This window comes from Zongyangia hominis, from assembly GCF_014385095.1.
Classification (GTDB): domain Bacteria; phylum Bacillota; class Clostridia; order Oscillospirales; family Ruminococcaceae; genus Zongyangia; species Zongyangia hominis.
The window spans coordinates 17175-32630 of sequence record NZ_JACRTC010000005.1; the positions used below are offsets into that span (position 1 = coordinate 17175).

13 protein-coding genes and 1 pseudogene are annotated in these 15456 nt (G+C 59.4%); 6 read left to right on the top strand and 8 right to left on the bottom strand.

Annotated features, from left to right (window positions below; translation table 11 throughout):
- The first annotated feature begins 54 nt into the window (after positions 1 to 54).
- The 3 genes from H8709_RS07805 to H8709_RS07815 all read left to right on the top strand — a co-directional run bounded on the left by H8709_RS07805 (position 55) and on the right by H8709_RS07815 (position 4684).
- On the top strand, positions 55 to 1284 hold the full coding sequence (locus tag H8709_RS07805; RefSeq protein WP_262397818.1) for an aminotransferase class V-fold PLP-dependent enzyme: 1230 nt from the start codon (positions 55 to 57) through the stop codon (positions 1282 to 1284).
- A gap of 24 nt (positions 1285 to 1308) precedes the next feature.
- A complete protein-coding gene (locus tag H8709_RS07810; protein ID WP_262397819.1) occupies positions 1309 to 2985 on the top strand; it encodes a hydantoinase B/oxoprolinase family protein in 1677 nt (558 codons plus the stop codon).
- Positions 2986 to 3517: 532 nt separating this feature from the next.
- Entirely contained in the window at positions 3518 to 4684 is a 1167-nt protein-coding gene (locus tag H8709_RS07815; RefSeq protein WP_262397820.1) for a CD0519/CD1768 family membrane protein, read from the top strand.
- Between the two features lie 113 nt (positions 4685 to 4797).
- Here the strand turns inward: H8709_RS07815 and H8709_RS07820 are convergent, their stop codons facing one another.
- Together H8709_RS07820 and H8709_RS07825 are read right to left on the bottom strand one after the other, a co-directional pair.
- The gene (locus tag H8709_RS07820) at positions 4798 to 5391 is read right to left on the bottom strand and encodes a TetR/AcrR family transcriptional regulator (protein ID WP_262397821.1); all 594 of its coding nucleotides are present in this window, start codon (positions 5389 to 5391) and stop codon (positions 4798 to 4800) included.
- Between the two features lie 275 nt (positions 5392 to 5666).
- Positions 5667 to 6632 (bottom strand): P1 family peptidase, encoded by a 966-nt coding sequence (locus H8709_RS07825; protein WP_262397997.1) that lies wholly within the window; start codon positions 6630 to 6632, stop codon positions 5667 to 5669.
- 170 nt (positions 6633 to 6802) lie between these two features.
- On the opposite strand from H8709_RS07825, the gene H8709_RS07830 reads away from it, so the two are divergent.
- Together H8709_RS07830 and H8709_RS07835 are read left to right on the top strand one after the other, a co-directional pair.
- On the top strand, positions 6803 to 7216 hold the full coding sequence (locus H8709_RS07830) for a DUF3795 domain-containing protein (protein ID WP_262397822.1): 414 nt from the start codon (positions 6803 to 6805) through the stop codon (positions 7214 to 7216).
- Positions 7217 to 7231: 15 nt separating this feature from the next.
- Entirely contained in the window at positions 7232 to 8062 is an 831-nt protein-coding gene (locus H8709_RS07835; protein WP_262397823.1) for an endonuclease VIII, read from the top strand.
- Positions 8063 to 8261: 199 nt separating this feature from the next.
- Here H8709_RS07835 and H8709_RS07840 read toward each other — a convergent pair whose 3' ends face one another.
- From H8709_RS07840 to H8709_RS07850, 3 genes are read right to left on the bottom strand one after another with little or no spacing between them, the layout of a single operon-like run.
- On the bottom strand, positions 8262 to 8582 hold the full coding sequence (locus H8709_RS07840) for a hypothetical protein (protein ID WP_262397824.1): 321 nt from the start codon (positions 8580 to 8582) through the stop codon (positions 8262 to 8264).
- Positions 8583 to 8601: 19 nt separating this feature from the next.
- Positions 8602 to 9585, bottom strand: coding sequence for a Gfo/Idh/MocA family protein (locus H8709_RS07845; RefSeq protein ID WP_262397825.1), 984 nt, complete (start codon positions 9583 to 9585; stop codon positions 8602 to 8604).
- Positions 9586 to 9616: 31 nt separating this feature from the next.
- On the bottom strand, positions 9617 to 10612 hold the full coding sequence (locus H8709_RS07850) for a Gfo/Idh/MocA family protein (protein ID WP_262397826.1): 996 nt from the start codon (positions 10610 to 10612) through the stop codon (positions 9617 to 9619).
- Positions 10613 to 10965: 353 nt separating this feature from the next.
- On the opposite strand from H8709_RS07850, the gene H8709_RS07855 reads away from it, so the two are divergent.
- Complete coding sequence (locus H8709_RS07855) at positions 10966 to 11814, top strand: LiaF transmembrane domain-containing protein (RefSeq protein ID WP_262397827.1); 849 nt, start codon at positions 10966 to 10968, stop codon at positions 11812 to 11814.
- 210 nt (positions 11815 to 12024) lie between these two features.
- On the opposite strand, the gene H8709_RS07860 is transcribed toward H8709_RS07855, so the two are convergent.
- The 3 genes and pseudogenes from H8709_RS07860 to H8709_RS11880 all read right to left on the bottom strand — a co-directional run.
- Positions 12025 to 13416 carry a sodium-dependent transporter gene (locus H8709_RS07860; protein ID WP_262397828.1) on the bottom strand — a complete coding sequence of 464 codons (1392 nt, stop codon included), beginning with the start codon at positions 13414 to 13416 and terminating at the stop codon, positions 12025 to 12027.
- A 228-nt stretch (positions 13417 to 13644) separates the two neighbouring features.
- Positions 13645 to 15294, bottom strand: a complete 1650-nt coding sequence (locus H8709_RS07865) for a CTP synthase (protein ID WP_262397829.1) — start codon at positions 15292 to 15294, stop codon at positions 13645 to 13647.
- Positions 15291 to 15446, bottom strand: a pseudogene (locus H8709_RS11880) (carbamoyl phosphate synthase small subunit); the annotation flags it as partial. The gene H8709_RS07865 and the pseudogene H8709_RS11880, both read right to left, overlap by 4 nt.
- Positions 15447 to 15456 lie beyond the last annotated feature (10 nt).

Genomic DNA, 15456 nt, shown 5'->3' on the forward strand with positions numbered 1-15456 from the left:
AACAGGATAGAAATCCCCCCTCTGTCGGCAGGGCGGGGACAACAGAGGCATGCTATGAATCTACAAAAGCTTAGAAGCGACACCCCCTGCGAAAACGTCTATCTCAACCATGTTTCCACCTCCGTGCCTCCCAAGCAGGTGCTTGAGGCGATGAACGAATACTTTTCCATCGCCGTTCAGTACGGCTCCACCAGCGCCAAGGCCCAGGAGATGACCGCCGAGCGCTTTAACCGGGCGAGCCACAGTATAGCTTCCCTCATCGGCGCCCATGACGACGAAATCCTCTTTGTTCCCAACGGTAGCCAGGCCATCGGCATGGTGGTTGCGGGACTGCGGGTCGCCCCCGGCGACAACGTGGTGGTGGATGAGATGAGCTTCATCAGCAATGTGGCCCCCTTCCTGCGCCTCAAAGAGCTTTACGGGTTGGAAGTCCGCTTTGCCCCGGCCAAACTGCCGGGTCTTGTGGACCTGGACGCCATGGAAAACCTCATCGACGGCCGCACCAAGATGGTGGCGCTGTGCCACATGGCCAATAACCTTGGCATGGTCCAGCCGGCGGCGGCCGTGGGAAAGCTCGCCCGGGCGGCGGGGACCCTCTACCTGCTCGACGCGGCCAACACAGCAGGCATCGTCCCCATCGACGTGGACGAAATCGGCTGCGATTTCCTGGCCGTATCGGGGCGCAAGTACCTCAGAGGCCCGGCGGGCTCGGCGTTTCTCTATGCCAGATCGTCCAGGGTCGACGAGATCGAGCCGGTCTTTGCCACCTGGAATAACGGTCTCTGGGACTGGCGGGAAAACGACTGGGACTGGAGTAAAAACCGCTTCACCCCCCACAAGGGTATCGACCGGCTCAACTTTGGAGAAGTCAATTTCCCGGCGGCCTTTGGATTGGGCCGGGCGGTGGAGTACATCGAAGAAATCGGCGGCGTGCCCGCCATCAAGGAACGGGTGGATCTGCTGTTAGACCGCATGATCGCCGGGATGCGAAAGCTCCCCGATGTGGAAGTCTACGGTTCCCCCGACGCCTCCCAGCACGGCGGCATGATCGGGTTCAATGTAAAGGGCATCCCCTTTGACGCGCTGGGACGCTATATCAACGCGAACAACGTGGGCATCATGGCGCACAGCTTTTACAGCCCCGGAGTGCTCAAACTCTTTGGCATCCAGGGCGTCGCCAGATACTGTGTCCACTGTTGGAACACGGAAGAGGAAATCGACTACGCCGTATCCCTTCTGGAACCGGAGAAGCTCGCCCGCCTGCGCGGGGAGTCCGGTCAATGATATGAGAGAAGGAGCGAAAAGAAAATGAGCAATAAAGTCAGTCCGATTGTTGTCGAGATTGTGCGCAATGCACTCAACTCGGCGGCGCACGAGATGAACAACAGTCTGGCACGCAGCGCCTTCAGCCCCCTCATCTATGAGATGAAGGACTGCTCTGTGGGCATCTTCGACATCGACGGCCAGATGCTGGGCCAGTCGGCGGGCCTGCCCATCTTCCTGGGCAACCTGGACATCTGCATCAAAATCCTCAACGATACCGTGGGGATCGAGTCCCACAAAGAGGGCGACCTGTATATCATGAACGACTCCTACATGCAGGGCACCCACGTGGGCGACTTCACCACCGTTTCTCCCATCTTCTACAAAGGGGAGCTGGTGGGCTTCACCGCCACCCGTGCCGCCATGCTGGACGTGGGCGCCAAGGTGCCCGGGGCCTGCATCGACTCCACCGATATCTACCAGGAGGGCATCCGTATGCCGCCGGTCAAGCTCATCGACCAGGGGGTTCTGCGGGAGGATGTGCTCAATCTGATCTCCCTCAACAGCCGTTTCCACGCGGCCATGAAGGGCGACATCGGCGCTCAGATCGCCGCCAGCCGCACCGGTGAGAAACGCTTTGTGGAGATTCTTGACCGCTTCGGCCTGGACGTGGTCCGCGAGGCCACTAAAGAGATCTTCCGGCAGGCCGAGCAGCTGGACCGGGAATTTGTCAAAACCCTGCCCGACGGCACCTACTATGCGGAAGGGTGCCTGGACAACGATAACTACGACCTGGAGCACCATGTCAAAGTGTGCTGCAAGGTGGTCGTGGACGGCGACAACATGGTCATCGACCTGACCGGGTCCAACCCGGCCACCAAGGGCGCCGTCAACTGCGGCTTCGCCCAGACCATCGCGGCGGCCCGCGTGGCCTTCAAGGAGCTCGTGAATCCCGATGCCCCCATCTGCGGCGGCAACTTCCGCAACCTGGACGTCATCGTGCCTCCCGGCTCCATCTTCGCGGCCGAGGAACCGGCCCCCTGCCAGTGGTACTTCTCCTCCCTGGGCCTTCTCATCGACCTGGTGGTCAAGGCGCTGGCGGAAGTGGTTCCCGACAAGGCGGCGGGCGCCCACTACGGCGACTCCATGGTCATCTTCTTCTACGGCACCAACCCCCGCCGCGGGAATGAGTTCTTCACCTCCTGCGAAGCGACGGTCGGCGGCTGGGGCGGCTTTGACGGCGGCGACGGCGAGTCGGCCCTCATCAACATGGTCAACGGCGACTTTAAGAATCTGCCGGTGGAATTTGTGGAACACACCTATCCGGTGGAAGTGCAGTGCTATAAAATCCGTCAGGATTCCGAGGGCGCGGGCAAGTACCGCGGCGGCTGCGGCGTCATCCGCCAGTATAAGGTGGAGACCGACGACTGCGCCATCGGCACCTGGTTCGAGCGCTCGGTCACCCCGGCCTGGGGGCTCCTGGGCGGCGGGGACGCCACGCCTCCCTACGTGGTCATCGAGCCTGATACCCCCGACGAGAAGCGCTTCCTCAAAGGCGCCGACCTGCGGCTCAAACGCGGCTCGGTGGTCCGGCTCTACACCGGTGGCGGAGGCGGTTACGGCGATCCCAAGGAGAGATGCCGCGACGCTGTCAAGCGCGACATCGAAAACGGCTATATCTCGGTGGAGCGGGCCCGCGCCGTCTACGGCTGGGACCAGTAAGCACCCAATAGACGAATATGTACGAAAAACAGCCGCCTTTTAGGCGGCTGTTTTTGCGCAAGAAGGGCGGAGCGCAAGGCGCGGATGCCCTGCGCATCATATCGCCGATAGGCGATATGCCGCCTTTTAGGCGGCTGTTTTTTATGGAAGGGGAGGAGCGCGTAAAACTCCCACGCGTCGGTTCATAGTGTGGTGATGAAACCGGCCGCCTTTTCTGGCGGCCGGTTCAGCAAAGGGAGCGGGGGAGCGCCCCCCAGCACATCGGTTTCTTTGGTGCGACTCTGAAGGCACATGGAAAGTCGGGCGCATGGTTCGCCGGCGCGTCCCGAACTGTAGACCGGAGAGGCGGGGAGGCCCTGTGTTTGGCCCCGATGCAGGGTGAAAACGCCCTCGAAAAAAGCACCAAGGGACATGCCGTATTCTTGTGAAAAACCACGGGAGCTTTTTGCCTGGAAATCCTTGCTTTTTGGCTGGGCCGCGGCTATAATAAGTTTATTGATAGATCAATCAACTCTGAGAGAAGGGCTGCTCGGTGAAGCGAAAAAAGGCTGTCACCGCCGAGACGTTTATCTGCCTCGCGGTCATCTTCCTATTCTTCGGCTATGTGGCCACGGTCATGGGATTTGGTGCCATGTTCAGCACCATCATGAACACCGCTTACAACCTGCTGCTGGAAACGGTGTTTTATCTGATGGCCGTCTCGGTCATTGCGGGGGCCATCTCCTCGCTCTTCACCGAGTTTGGCGTGGTGGCGCTCATCAATAAGCTCATCTCCCCCGCCATGCGCTTTCTCTACGGACTGCCGGGAGCGGCGGCCTTGGGCATTGTCACCACCTTTGTCTCCGACAACCCCGCCATCCTCACCCTGACAGAGAACAAAAACTACGTCAAATACTTTAAAAACTACCAGCTGCCCACCCTGTGCAACCTGGGAACCTCCTTCGGCATGGGGCTCATCCTGGCCACCTATATGCTGGGGCTGGGGAAGGGCGCGGAATATGTGGCCCCGGTGCTCATCGGCATCCTGGGCGCGGCCATCGGCAGCATTGTCAGCGTCAAGCTGATGATGCGCTGTACCAAGCGGGAATACGGCATCACCCGGGCCCAGTATAAGCAGGACATTCGGGGGGCCAAAACCGCGGTGGTGGAAGACGTGGAGGTGGAAGACTCCGTCTTTCGCCGGGTGATGAACAGCCTCCTTTCCGGCGGAAAAACCGGCGTGCAGATGGGGATGGAGATTATCCCCGGGGTGTTAGTTATCTGCACCTTCGTCATGCTCCTCTCCTACGGGGCGGGTGTCGGCGCGGACGGTGCGTCCGCCTACACGGGGGCCGCCTACGAGGGCGTGGCGCTGTTGCCCAAGCTGGGGGAGCTCATCTCCCCAGTGGCGAAGTTCCTTTTCGGATTCCAGGACCCGGGCAACATCGCCGTGCCGCTGACCTCCTTAGGGTCCACGGGGGCGGCCATGGCGCTCATTCCCAACATGTTAAAAAACGGCGCGGCGGGCCCCAACCAGATCGCGGTCTTCACCGCCATCGGCATGTGCTGGAGCGGGTACCTGAGCACCCATGTGTCCATGATGGACGTCATCCACTGCCGCAAATTTATCCCCGCGGCCATCGGCTCCCACACCATCGGCGGGCTGTGCGCGGGCATCGCGGCCAACTACCTCTATCAGCTGGCGGCCCTGATCTTATAGCCAAAGCCTCTACGATTTGTTGCCAGTCCCCATTGCGGCGGCCCTTTGCACTGCCGCAAATGAGAAGATCGCACACTCCCCCACAGAGTGTGCGATCTTTTATTTTGTTCGTATTATTTTGCCGGTACAAAACTTACGCTGGTCAAAAAGACGTCCTCCTGCTTTTGGAGGAAGGCGGCGAGCTGTCCCTCGTCGGGGATGAGGCCCCGGTAACTGAGGATGCCGTCGGCCATGCACAGCAGCGTCCGGGCGGACAGGAGGAGGTCGTCGGTGGAGATGATGCCGAGGGCCGCGTACTCCCGGAGTTTTTGGCAGACCGTTTCGGTGATGATGCCGGTCAGCTCAATGAACTTCTGCTTGACATAGGCGTTGCGCTCCGAGAGATAGATGAGCCCGGAATAGATGACCGGGTCAAAATAAGACCGCCGGTATTCATGGACATTGAGGGTGTGGCGGACAAAGAGGAGAAATTCCTGCCGCTTGTCCTCAAGTTTGGGCTCGTGGCGGTAGGACTCTTTACAGATGTCCGCAATATAGTCGGTGAGCGTCTCGATGAGCGCGTCCTTATTTTTAAAATAGTGGAAGACCAGGCTCTGGGGGATGCCCATCCGGGCGGCCACACTGTTAAGGGACGCCTTTTCGATGCCCTTTTCCACAATCAGCTGAATGTAGGTGTCGATGATTTCCTGCTTTTTGTTGTTTGCCATAACGTCCTCCGCACACGCGCCTGTATTCTCCCCCAAAGCGCCTCATTTCCGATGTCCGCTGGGGAGAAAGCGGTCCCGGGACAGGCGTCTTTGTGCCATTTTCATTATCATACCCCATTTTCCCCGGCCGCGCAAGCGCAAGAAACGGGCAAAGAGCTTTAGCCGGTGGGAAGCGCCTATTCAAGCCGCTGGTACAAAATAGACGGGCCTGTGGGAACAGCTCAGGCCGGTTTGAAATCGATCGCTTAGAAAGCCGGCACAGTCAAGGCGGGCATTCAGTCCAAGATGTCCCGGGCGGCGGGGAGGCCGTAGGCGGAGGTCGCTTCCAGCACCGCGTTTTTGATGGCGCGGGCCATGACGGTGGCGCTCAGCGTCCCCACCACATCCAAATCGGCGGAGACGTCCCCCACCGACAGGCCGTAAATGCTGTCTCCGTCCGCCGTGGTGTGCACCGGACGGATGGCCCGGGCGTAGCCGTTGTGGGCCATGGAGGCGATCTTTTGCATCTGCACCTTATCAAAGCGGCCGTTGGTGATCACTGCGCCAATGGTGGTGTTGCCGGTAAAGACGTTCCGAAGCCCCGCATAGGCTTTCAAAAAAGCGTCTTCCGTCCCGGCAAAGCCCTTGTGGTCGGGGGTGAGAAGCCCGGCCAGCTGCCGCCCGGTATCACAGTCAAAGACGTCCCCCAAGGCGTTGACCGCCACCATGGCGCCCACTTTGAGGTCACCCACCTGGACGGCGTAGCATCCAAAGCCCGACTTCATCATGGTGTCGGGACCCAGATACTTGCCCACTGTTGCGCCGGTGCCAGCGCCCACATTGCCCATGCCTTCCCGGCGAGTTTGGGCGTCCTCACAGGCAAGGCGGGCCATGGCGGCGTCGGGGCGCACTGCGGAGGAGACAAGATTGAGATCAAACAGGCAGGAGGCGCAAACGAGCGGCACCACTGTACTGCCCACCGGGAAGCCCACACCCCGCTGTTCCAAATACTGCATGACGCCGCCCGCCGCGTCCAGTCCGTAGGCGCTGCCACCGCTGAGCAGGAGGGCATGGATGCCCTGGCAGCTGGCTGTGGGACGCAGTAACTCCGTCTCCCGGGAGGCGGGCCCGCCGCCTCGAACATCCACCCCGGCGGGCGCGCCCCGCTCGCAGAGGAGGACGGTGCATCCGGTGGCGTGCTCCATGTCCTGGGCGTGTCCAATTTTAATGTTCTCAATGTCCCAGAGGGAAATTTCTTGCAATTTCATGGGGGACCTCCTTTGGGCCCAATGGGCCGGAATCTCTCACTTTAGTATACGTCGATGGGGAGGGGGAAGCAAGGAAAGTTTTTCCGCCGTATAAATATGACTTCCTGTTGTCATATAGCCTGTGGTACAATCAGGACATACCAAAGGAAAGCGGGGGAGGACAGATGACGCTGGACGATCAAAAGGACTTGGCTCCTTGCGGCGTCTTTTGCGGGGCCTGTTATGCCCATCTGCGAAAGCGAAAGCCCTGCGGCGGCTGCCGGGGCCGGGCGGAGGAAAAGGCCGCCGCTTGTCGAAAATGTAGGATAGCCGAGTGTGCCAGGGAGCGGAAGGTCATCTATTGCGGGGAGTGCGGCGCTTTCCCCTGTCCGCCCCTGCGGGCCCTTGATCGCAATTACCGCAGGCGCTATGGCCTGAGCCCCCTTGACACCGGGGTGCTGGCGGGAGAGCGGGGAGCCCGCTTCGTCCTGGAAATGGAGCGGCGGCGCTGGACATGCCCCGACTGCGGCGGGGTCATCTGTCTGCACGACCGGACCTGTTCCCTGTGCGGCTATCATCTGCCGGCGGAAGAAGAGTAGAAAGGAAGACGCGACATGCTGGAACTACCAGAAAGCTATACCATCGCCCGTCAGTTGCAGGAGACGGTGGGAGGAAAACGGATACAAAACGTCATCGCCGCCCATTCGCCCCATGGTTTTGCCTTTTATTACGGGGACCCGCAGGAGTATCAAGGCCTCCTCTCCGGACGGCAGGTGGAGGGGGTAGAACCCAGCGCTGGCCTCGTCGAGATGCGCCTGGGGGACGCCCGGCTCGTTTTGGGGGATGGGGTCAACATCCGCTTTGTTGGCCCGGGGGAGAAGCGGCCGCCGAGGCACCAGCTCCTTTTAGAGTTTGACGATTTTTCCGCCGTCGTCTGCACTGTGCAGATGTACGGCGGGCTTTGGGCCTTCCGGGAGGGGGAGAACGACAACTTCTACTACCTGGTGACCAAGGAAAAGCCCACCCCCTTTTCCGACGCCTTTGATGAAAGCTATTATAACGCCCTGTGGGAAAAGGAGAAACCCACCCTGACCGCCAAAGCATTCCTAGCCACAGAACAGCGGATTCCGGGCCTTGGAAACGGCGTGCTACACGACATCCTGTTCCGGGCGGGCATCCATCCCAAGAGCCATCTGGGCGCTTTGTCCGGGGAGGAGAAACATCGCCTCTTTGAGAGCGTCAAGGGGACGCTCCTTGCCATGGCGGGCCAGGGGGGCAGGGACACGGAGAAGGACCTGTTCGGCTGTACAGGCGGGTATCAAACCCTGCTTTCCAGCAAGACCTGGAAGCGCCCCTGCCCCCAGTGCGGCGGCGAGATTCTCCGCCAGGCTTATCTGGGCGGCAACGTCTATTTTTGCCCTCACTGCCAGGAGCTTAAAAAATAGCCGGCCGCATTGGCGGGCTACCTTTTTGGACGTGAGGGGCGGAACACAACACGCGGAAGCCCTGCACATGAATAAATCACACAGCGGGGCCATAGCCCCGTGGAGGGCGGAACACAACGCATAAGCCAGAACCTAACGATAAAAAAGAAGCAGCCGCTTTAAACGGCTGCTTCTTTGCGCCCGATGGGCGGATACTGCTTTACCGGTGGCTGAAGAAATAGCCGAGCAGGGTGAGGATGACGATAAACAGGAGGCAATAGAGCATGATTTTGAGGACGGACTGGTTCTTTCGGTCCCATTTGGGGAAAAGGCCCCCCAGAGGGGAAACCGCTTTCATCTCTTCCTCGGTGGGTTGTTGCATTTCCTCACCGGCCGTGTCGGATGCCGGCGCGTTATCTTCTGCTTTCGCACTGTTGCCGGAATCCGCCGTGGCGTCCGGCTCCTTTTGGGCGGTATTCTCATGCGCCCCTGTTATATTGGTTCCGGAGAGATCCTCCGGCTGACGAATGGGTTCTTCCATGCATTGTTCCTTTCTCCGCTTATTCCTGGGGGTACTGAAGCCCCCACTGCTCCCGGCAGCGGTCGAGCAATTCCATTATCTGGAGGGTGTGGCTCCAGGGCAGGATGTCGCTTTCCACTTTTCCCTGGCGCAGACAGTCCATGACCTCCATGGCCTCATACTCGTATCCGTTTTTCATGAAGGGCAGATGAATTTCATAGGGCTGTCCTTCCTTGGGGAACACATAAGCGGTTTCCGCGTGCCAAAACTCCGGGATGTCCACCCGGGCTTTGGTGGCGATGATCTGGGCGTCGTTGGGGATATCGGCGGTGACGGCGCTTTGCAGACAGCCGATGCCGCCGGAGGGATACTGGGTGAGGATGGCGTTTTGTTCGTCCACGCCGGTGTCCCCGATGCGGGCGACACTGGTCAGGGAGGACGGCGCCTCCCCAAAGATCATGCCGGCATAGGAGAGGGTGTAGATGCCCACGTCCAGCAGTGCCCCACCGGCCAGGTTTTTGTTGAGGAGCCTCCCCTGGGGGCCCAATTCCTCCTCAAAGCCGAAGGCCGCACTGACCGAGCGGACCGCGCCGAACTCGCCGCTGGAAAGGCGGCTCAACAGCTCCGTGGCCAGGGGCTGGAAGCGGGTCCAAAAGGCCTCCATAACAAAGAGGTTTTTCTGCCGGGCCAGGTCGAAGACCTTTTCCGCCTGGGCGGCGTTTAGGGCAAAGGGCTTTTCGCACAGCACGGGCTTGTTGTGGCTCAGACACAGCAGGGCGTTTTCCATGTGGAAGGTGTGGGGGGTGGCAATATAGATAACGTCCACTTCCGGGTCGCTCGCCAACGCCTCGTAGCTCCCATAGGCTTTGGAAATGGCAAACCGGCGGGCAAAGCGGTCGGCGGACGCCTGGGTGCGGGAGCCGACGGCGTAAATTTGAGCGTCCTGGAGGGCGCACAGGCCGGTACAAAACTTGGTGGCGATGGTGCCGGTGCCCAGGATGCCCCATTTGATCATTTTTTTCATGGTATCACTCCTCAGGGTTTGAGTGCGGGTATCAGTCCTCGAAGGGATATTTGAAGTTCCAGGAGGCCCGGCAGGCGTCCATAATTTCCATGAGCTTCACGGTCTCGTCCAGCGGCATGATCTCGCTTTGTTTTTTGCCGTCTCTGAGGCACTGCATGACTTCCATAGCCTCGTACTCGTAGCCGTTTTCGATAAAGGGCATGTCCAGATGGATGGGCTCTCCGCCTTCGGGGTAGATGGTGGCCTCAGTGGCGCCCCAGAAGTGGGGCACGTGGACATAGCCCTTGGAACCGTAGATATAGGCGTCGTCACAGCCTTTGGTCCGCAGCGCGGCGGCCAGGACGGCGATGGCGTTGTCCGGGTATTTCATGACGATAGCGGTTTGATCGTCCACACCGGTGTGACCGATACTGCCCACCGAGTGGAACTCGCAGGGGTCGGGGCCCAGGAACCGGGCGGTGTAGGACAGGACATAGATGCCCAGGTCCAGCATGGTACCGCCGGCCAGGTTGATGTTATAAATGCGGTGCTCGTCGGGCCAGTCCTCCACCTTGACAAAGTCCACCTTCATCATCTTGATGTCGCCGATGAGGTTTTCCTCCTTGATGAGCCGGTAAAGCTCCCGGTTGACCGGCTGGAAGCGGGGCCAGAAGGCCTCCATGACAAAGAGGTCCTTCTCCTTAGCGAGTTCCTGGATTTCTCTAGCCTGCTTGGCGTTGACGGTGAAAGCCTTCTCGTTGAGGACCGCCTTGCCGTGGTTTAGGCAAAGCAGGGCGTTTTCATAGTGGAGGCGGTGGGGGGTGGCGATATAGACCACATCCACCTCGGGATCGCTCACCAGCGCCTCATAGGTGGGGTAGGCCTTGGGAATGCCGTACTGCTTGGCGAATTTGTCCGCGGACTCCTGGGTGCGGGAGCCGACGGCATAGACTTCAGCGTCCTCACAGGCGTGCAGCGCCGTGCAGAACTTGTCGGCGATCCAGCCGGTGCCCATGATGCCCCATTTGATTTTTTTATCAGTGCTCATCTTTTTTACGACCTTTCTCATTGAATCGTGTCCGTCCGGTTGGCCCATGATATACACCCCTATTATAACACAGATACCAGCGGCTGTATTTTCATAGAACCACTAAAAAATGAGTGAAAAATTCGGGCGTTTTTTTGGCTGTCGGCCGTACCGCCTCTGTTTTCCTTGTGTTTGGGATTTCCCCAAGGATGGATCTAACGCAAAAATGACAAGAAAACTTCATAAAGATTTAAGGAGTTTTACCTTGTAATAGGAAACCCTTTCCCCTATACTAAATAAGAAAAGCGGGGATTTTTTACCCCTTCTCCGCAGACGCCGGCCATGCGGCCGGCTTAGAAAAAGGAGTACATTTGATGAGAAGGAACTTTGGCGCAATCACTGTGGGCATATTGCTCGTTATCTTTGGCTTTGGCTGGCTGGGCAACGCCTTCGACCTGTGGCGGTTCAGCATCTTTGATGGCTGGTGGACGCTCTTGCTCATCCTGCCCGGAACGGCCATGCTCTTTTGCAAGGGCCAGCGGCACACCGGCGCGCTGCTGGTGGTGCTGGGCGGCGTGTTCCTCCTGGCGGAATTGGGCGTCATCTATGGACGCTACGTCTGGCCGACCCTGGTTTCCTGCGGACTGATCTACGCCGGCGGCACCATCATCTATCATGCGGTGGCCCGGCACGGTCAGGAGGACTACTACGACGGCGCTTACCAGTACCAGGGCGAGCCCTATCACACCGCCCCGGACGCGGAAGGCGCGGCGGAAAGCGGTGAAAATGCCGGAAGCACCGGCAAGACCCCGCCCGACTATACCCAATATCAACAGGCCCAGCAGGCGCAGTATCAGGCCTACCGCGGCAAGCATCCCAACGCGGTGCAGGACTTCAGCAAATATCCCAGTTACACCGCTGTCTTCAGCGGCCATGACACCATTTGTTTGACCGACGACCTAATGGGGCTCTCGGGCGTAGCCATCTTCGGTGGCATCGACACCGACTTAAGCCAGGTGGGCGTCCACAAAAACGTGGAAATGCGCCTGACCGCCATCTTTGGCGGCATCGACCTGGTGGCGCCCCGGGGCGTCAACATCGTGGCAAACGGCGTGGCCCTTTTAGGCGGATTTGAGAACCGGGCCTCCTTGCCTTATAACCCCAACTGGCCCACCGTTTACATCCACTATGTCACCATCTTCGGCGGCATCGACATTATCTAATCGTACTTACAAAAAGGGATGGCCCCATCGGGCCATCCCTTTTTTATCGCTTCGCAGGGCATCCGCGCTTTGCGCGCCGCTCAATGCGCAAAAACCAGCCGCCCCCGCAGCTGGTTTTCTCGCTTCGCCAAAAGCGGCTTCGTAGAGCATCCGCCCCGATGCAAACTAACCTGGCTATGTTTATTCTACCCGCCGGAAAGGGCCGCGCCTTTACTGGAACCAGGAGAGGATCAGCGGCTTAAACTTGTCGTAATAGCCCTGGAAGAAGACGAAGAGGACGATGATGGGCAGGATATAGGTGACATAAACCCGGGTCCATTTGGGGAACTTGGGGCCCTTGCCGGTGTCCGCCTCGCCGACGAAATTCTTCCAGCCCCAGCCGTAGCGGGTGGTGCAGAAGAGCAGGTAGACGATGGAACCCAGGGGCAGAAGGTTGTTGCTGACGATAAAGTCCTCCAAGTCCATCAGGTTGGTGCCTCCGCCCAGGGGAGTAAAGGAACTGAGCAGATTAAAGCCCAGGACGCAGGGCAGGGAGAGAAGGATGATGGCGAAAAGGTTGACAATCACCGCCTTTTTCCTGCTCCATCCCCACAGGTCGATGCAGCAGGAGAGGATGTTCTCGAAGACGCCGATGACGGTGGAGAAGGCGGCGAAGGACATGAAGATAAAGAAGAGGGAACCCCAAATGCGTCCGCCGGTCATAGCGTTAAAGATGTTAGGCAGGGTGATGAAGACGAGACTCGGCCCGCTGCCCGGATTGACGCCGAAGGAGAAGCAGGCGGGGAAGATGATGAGCCCCGCCGTCAGCGCCACAAAGGTGTCTAAAAGGGTGACGTTGACAGCCTCCCCGGTCAGGGTCCGGTCCTTGCCGATGTAGCTGCCGAAGATGGCCATGGACCCCACGCCGATGCTCAGGGTGAAGAAGGCCTGTCCCATGGCGGCGAAGATGGTTTCCGGGAGTCCGGCCTCCATCATTTTGCCAAAGTCGGGCATCAGATAAAACCGGAGCCCCTCGGCGGCGCCGGGCAGGGTGACCGCCCGCGCCACCAGGATGACCATGACGGCCAGCAGGCAGAGCATCATGACCTTGGTGATCTTTTCCACTCCGTTTTTAAGCCCCTTGGCACAGACTCCCATACAAAGGACCACCACCAGCACCATCCAAAAGGCCATGGTCCAGGGCTGGGCGGTCATCTGTCCGAATTCCTGTTCCACCCCGGCGGGACCCAGCCCTTCAAAGTGGCCCAGCGCCATCTTGAAAAAGTAGTAGAGCATCCACCCGGCGATGGTGGTATAAAACATCATGAGCAGGTAGTTGCCCGCCATCCCCACATAGCCGTGGAGGTGCCATTTGGAGCCCTTGGGTTCCAGCTCATGGAAGGAGCGGGCGATGCTCTTCTGGCTGGCGCGGCCCACGGAAAACTCCATGATCATGACCGGCAGACCCAGGATGAGCAGGAAAAAGAGATAGATGAGCACGAAGGCCGCGCCTCCGTATTTGCCGGTGATAAAGGGAAAGCGCCAGACGTTGCCCAGACCGATGGCGCACCCCGCCGAAATGAGCACAAAGCCCAGACGGGACCCGAATTTTTCTCGCTGCATATTGCTTCCCCATCCTTTCCGCGCGTCCACCCGCGCTCAAAGACCGCCGCCGGATGTTTCTCTCCCGGCTGGCGTCTTCCATCACTCCCCGCAAAACGGCGCGGCGCTTCCCTCCGCGTCATATTCACAGTTAAATACTAGGATACGGCACTTTTGGCCTCCTGTCAATGCTGAAACGGCGCGGAAACAAAGTAGCTTTCTTCCAAATCAAAGTGGGGGCGGTTCGTTTCAAATTTGAGTTTCCTCCTGGCCGGGATACTGATGCTGGTCCGCGCTTGGATTTTGCCGCCGGTCCGCCGCCGCGACAAACGCACGGAAAAGGGGATGGGCCCGGTTGGGGCGGCTTTTAAATTCCGGGTGGTATTGCACCCCCACATAGAAGGAATGGTTTTGGAGCTCCACCGCCTCCACCAGCCGCCCGTCGGGGGAAGTGCCGCTGATGACGAGGCCCGCCTGTTCCAAGGACGCCCGGTAGACGTTGTTAAATTCATACCGGTGGCGGTGGCGCTCCCCGATTTCTTTCTGAGCGTAGGCCTGCGCCAGCTTGGTGCCGTCCCGAATAACACAGGGGTAGCGTCCCAGCCGCATGGTACCGCCCTTGGGCAGGTTCCCCTGCTGGTCGGGCATTAGATCGATGACCGGGTGGGCGGTATGCTCGGAAAACTCCCGGGAGTGGGCGTCGGGAAATCCCGCTACGTGGCGGGCGTACTCGATGACGGCGATCTGCATGCCCAGACAGATGCCGAAATAGGGGATGCCGTTTTCCCTGGCAAACTGGGCCGCAGTGATCATCCCTTCGATGCCCCGTCCGCCGAAGCCGCCGGGGAGGATAATGCCGCCTACGCCGCCCAAAAGTTTGTCCACGTTCTCGGGCGTGATCTCTTCCGAGTCCACCCAGCGCACCCGCACCCGATTGCCCGTTTCGTAGCCCGCGTGGGAGAGGGCCTCCGCCACCGAGAGGTAGGCGTCGTGGAGCTTCACATATTTGCCCACCAGCGCGATCTCCACCGGGCGGGTGGCCCGTCCAATCCGGGCGAGCATCTGTTTCCACTCGCTGAGATCGCATTTCTGTTCGGGCAGATGGAGTTTGCGGCAAACAATCTGATCCAAGCGGTTCTCTTCGAGCATGATGGGCGCTTCGTAAAGGACGGGCAGGGTCAGGTTTTCCACCACGCAGTCGGGGTCCACGTTGCAAAACAGGGCGATCTTCTGCTTGATGCCCTCCTCCAGCGGCTCATCGCAACGGGCGATAATGATATCGGGCATGATGCCGAAGGACTGCAGCTCCTTAACCGAGTGCTGGGTAGGCTTCGACTTATGCTCGCCCGAGCTTTTGATATAGGGAACGAGGGTCACGTGGAGATAGAGGCAGTTTTCCCGCCCCACCTCGTGGGACACCTGGCGGATGGCCTCCAAAAAGGGCTGGCTTTCGATGTCGCCGGTGGTGCCGCCGATTTCGGTGAGCACCACGTCAGCGTTTATCTTCTTGCCCACGGAGTAGATAAAGTTTTTGATCTCCCCGGTGATGTGAGGGATGACCTGGACCGTCTCGCCAAGATAGAGCCCCTTGCGTTCCTTGCTCAGCACGTTCCAGTAGACTTTGCCGGTGGTCAGGTTGGAGTAGCGGTTGAGGTCCTCGTCGATGAAGCGCTCGTAATGCCCTAAGTCCAGGTCGGTCTCCGCCCCGTCCTCGGTGACAAAGACCTCCCCATGCTGATAGGGGCTCATGGTGCCCGGGTCCACGTTGATATAGGGGTCCAGCTTTTGGGCGGCCACCGTCAGCCCCCGGCATTTGAGGAGCCGCCCCAGCGAGGCCGCCGTAATGCCCTTGCCAAGTCCCGACACAACGCCGCCGGTTACAAAGATATATTTCGTCATACTTCCACAACCCCTTCAAATACTTTTTCGCACCGGCCGGTCATCACCCCGTGCTCCCGGATGATCAGCCATCTGGTTTCGACGCCGTACAGCTCGGGGATGTCCCAGGCTTTTAAAAAGGCGTCAAGGGGACCCTCGCTGCGGAAGTTGGAGGGAGCCTGA

Bases quoted from the DNA above. Each gene is read 5' to 3' on its own strand.
- H8709_RS07805 (WP_262397818.1), top strand. From the start codon at position 55: ATGAATCTACAAAAGCTTAGAAGCGACACCCCCTGCGAAAACGTCTAT.
- H8709_RS07810 (WP_262397819.1), top strand. From the start codon at position 1,309: ATGAGCAATAAAGTCAGTCCGATTGTTGTCGAGATTGTGCGCAATGCA.
- H8709_RS07820 (WP_262397821.1), bottom strand. From the start codon at position 5,391: ATGGCAAACAACAAAAAGCAGGAAATCATCGACACCTACATTCAGCTG.
- H8709_RS07830 (WP_262397822.1), top strand. From the start codon at position 6,803: ATGACGCTGGACGATCAAAAGGACTTGGCTCCTTGCGGCGTCTTTTGC.
- H8709_RS07835 (WP_262397823.1), top strand. From the start codon at position 7,232: ATGCTGGAACTACCAGAAAGCTATACCATCGCCCGTCAGTTGCAGGAG.
- H8709_RS07840 (WP_262397824.1), bottom strand. From the start codon at position 8,582: ATGGAAGAACCCATTCGTCAGCCGGAGGATCTCTCCGGAACCAATATA.
- H8709_RS07845 (WP_262397825.1), bottom strand. From the start codon at position 9,585: ATGAAAAAAATGATCAAATGGGGCATCCTGGGCACCGGCACCATCGCC.
- H8709_RS07850 (WP_262397826.1), bottom strand. From the start codon at position 10,612: ATGAGCACTGATAAAAAAATCAAATGGGGCATCATGGGCACCGGCTGG.
- H8709_RS07855 (WP_262397827.1), top strand. From the start codon at position 10,966: ATGAGAAGGAACTTTGGCGCAATCACTGTGGGCATATTGCTCGTTATC.
- H8709_RS07860 (WP_262397828.1), bottom strand. From the start codon at position 13,416: ATGCAGCGAGAAAAATTCGGGTCCCGTCTGGGCTTTGTGCTCATTTCG.
- H8709_RS07865 (WP_262397829.1), bottom strand. From the start codon at position 15,294: ATGACGAAATATATCTTTGTAACCGGCGGCGTTGTGTCGGGACTTGGC.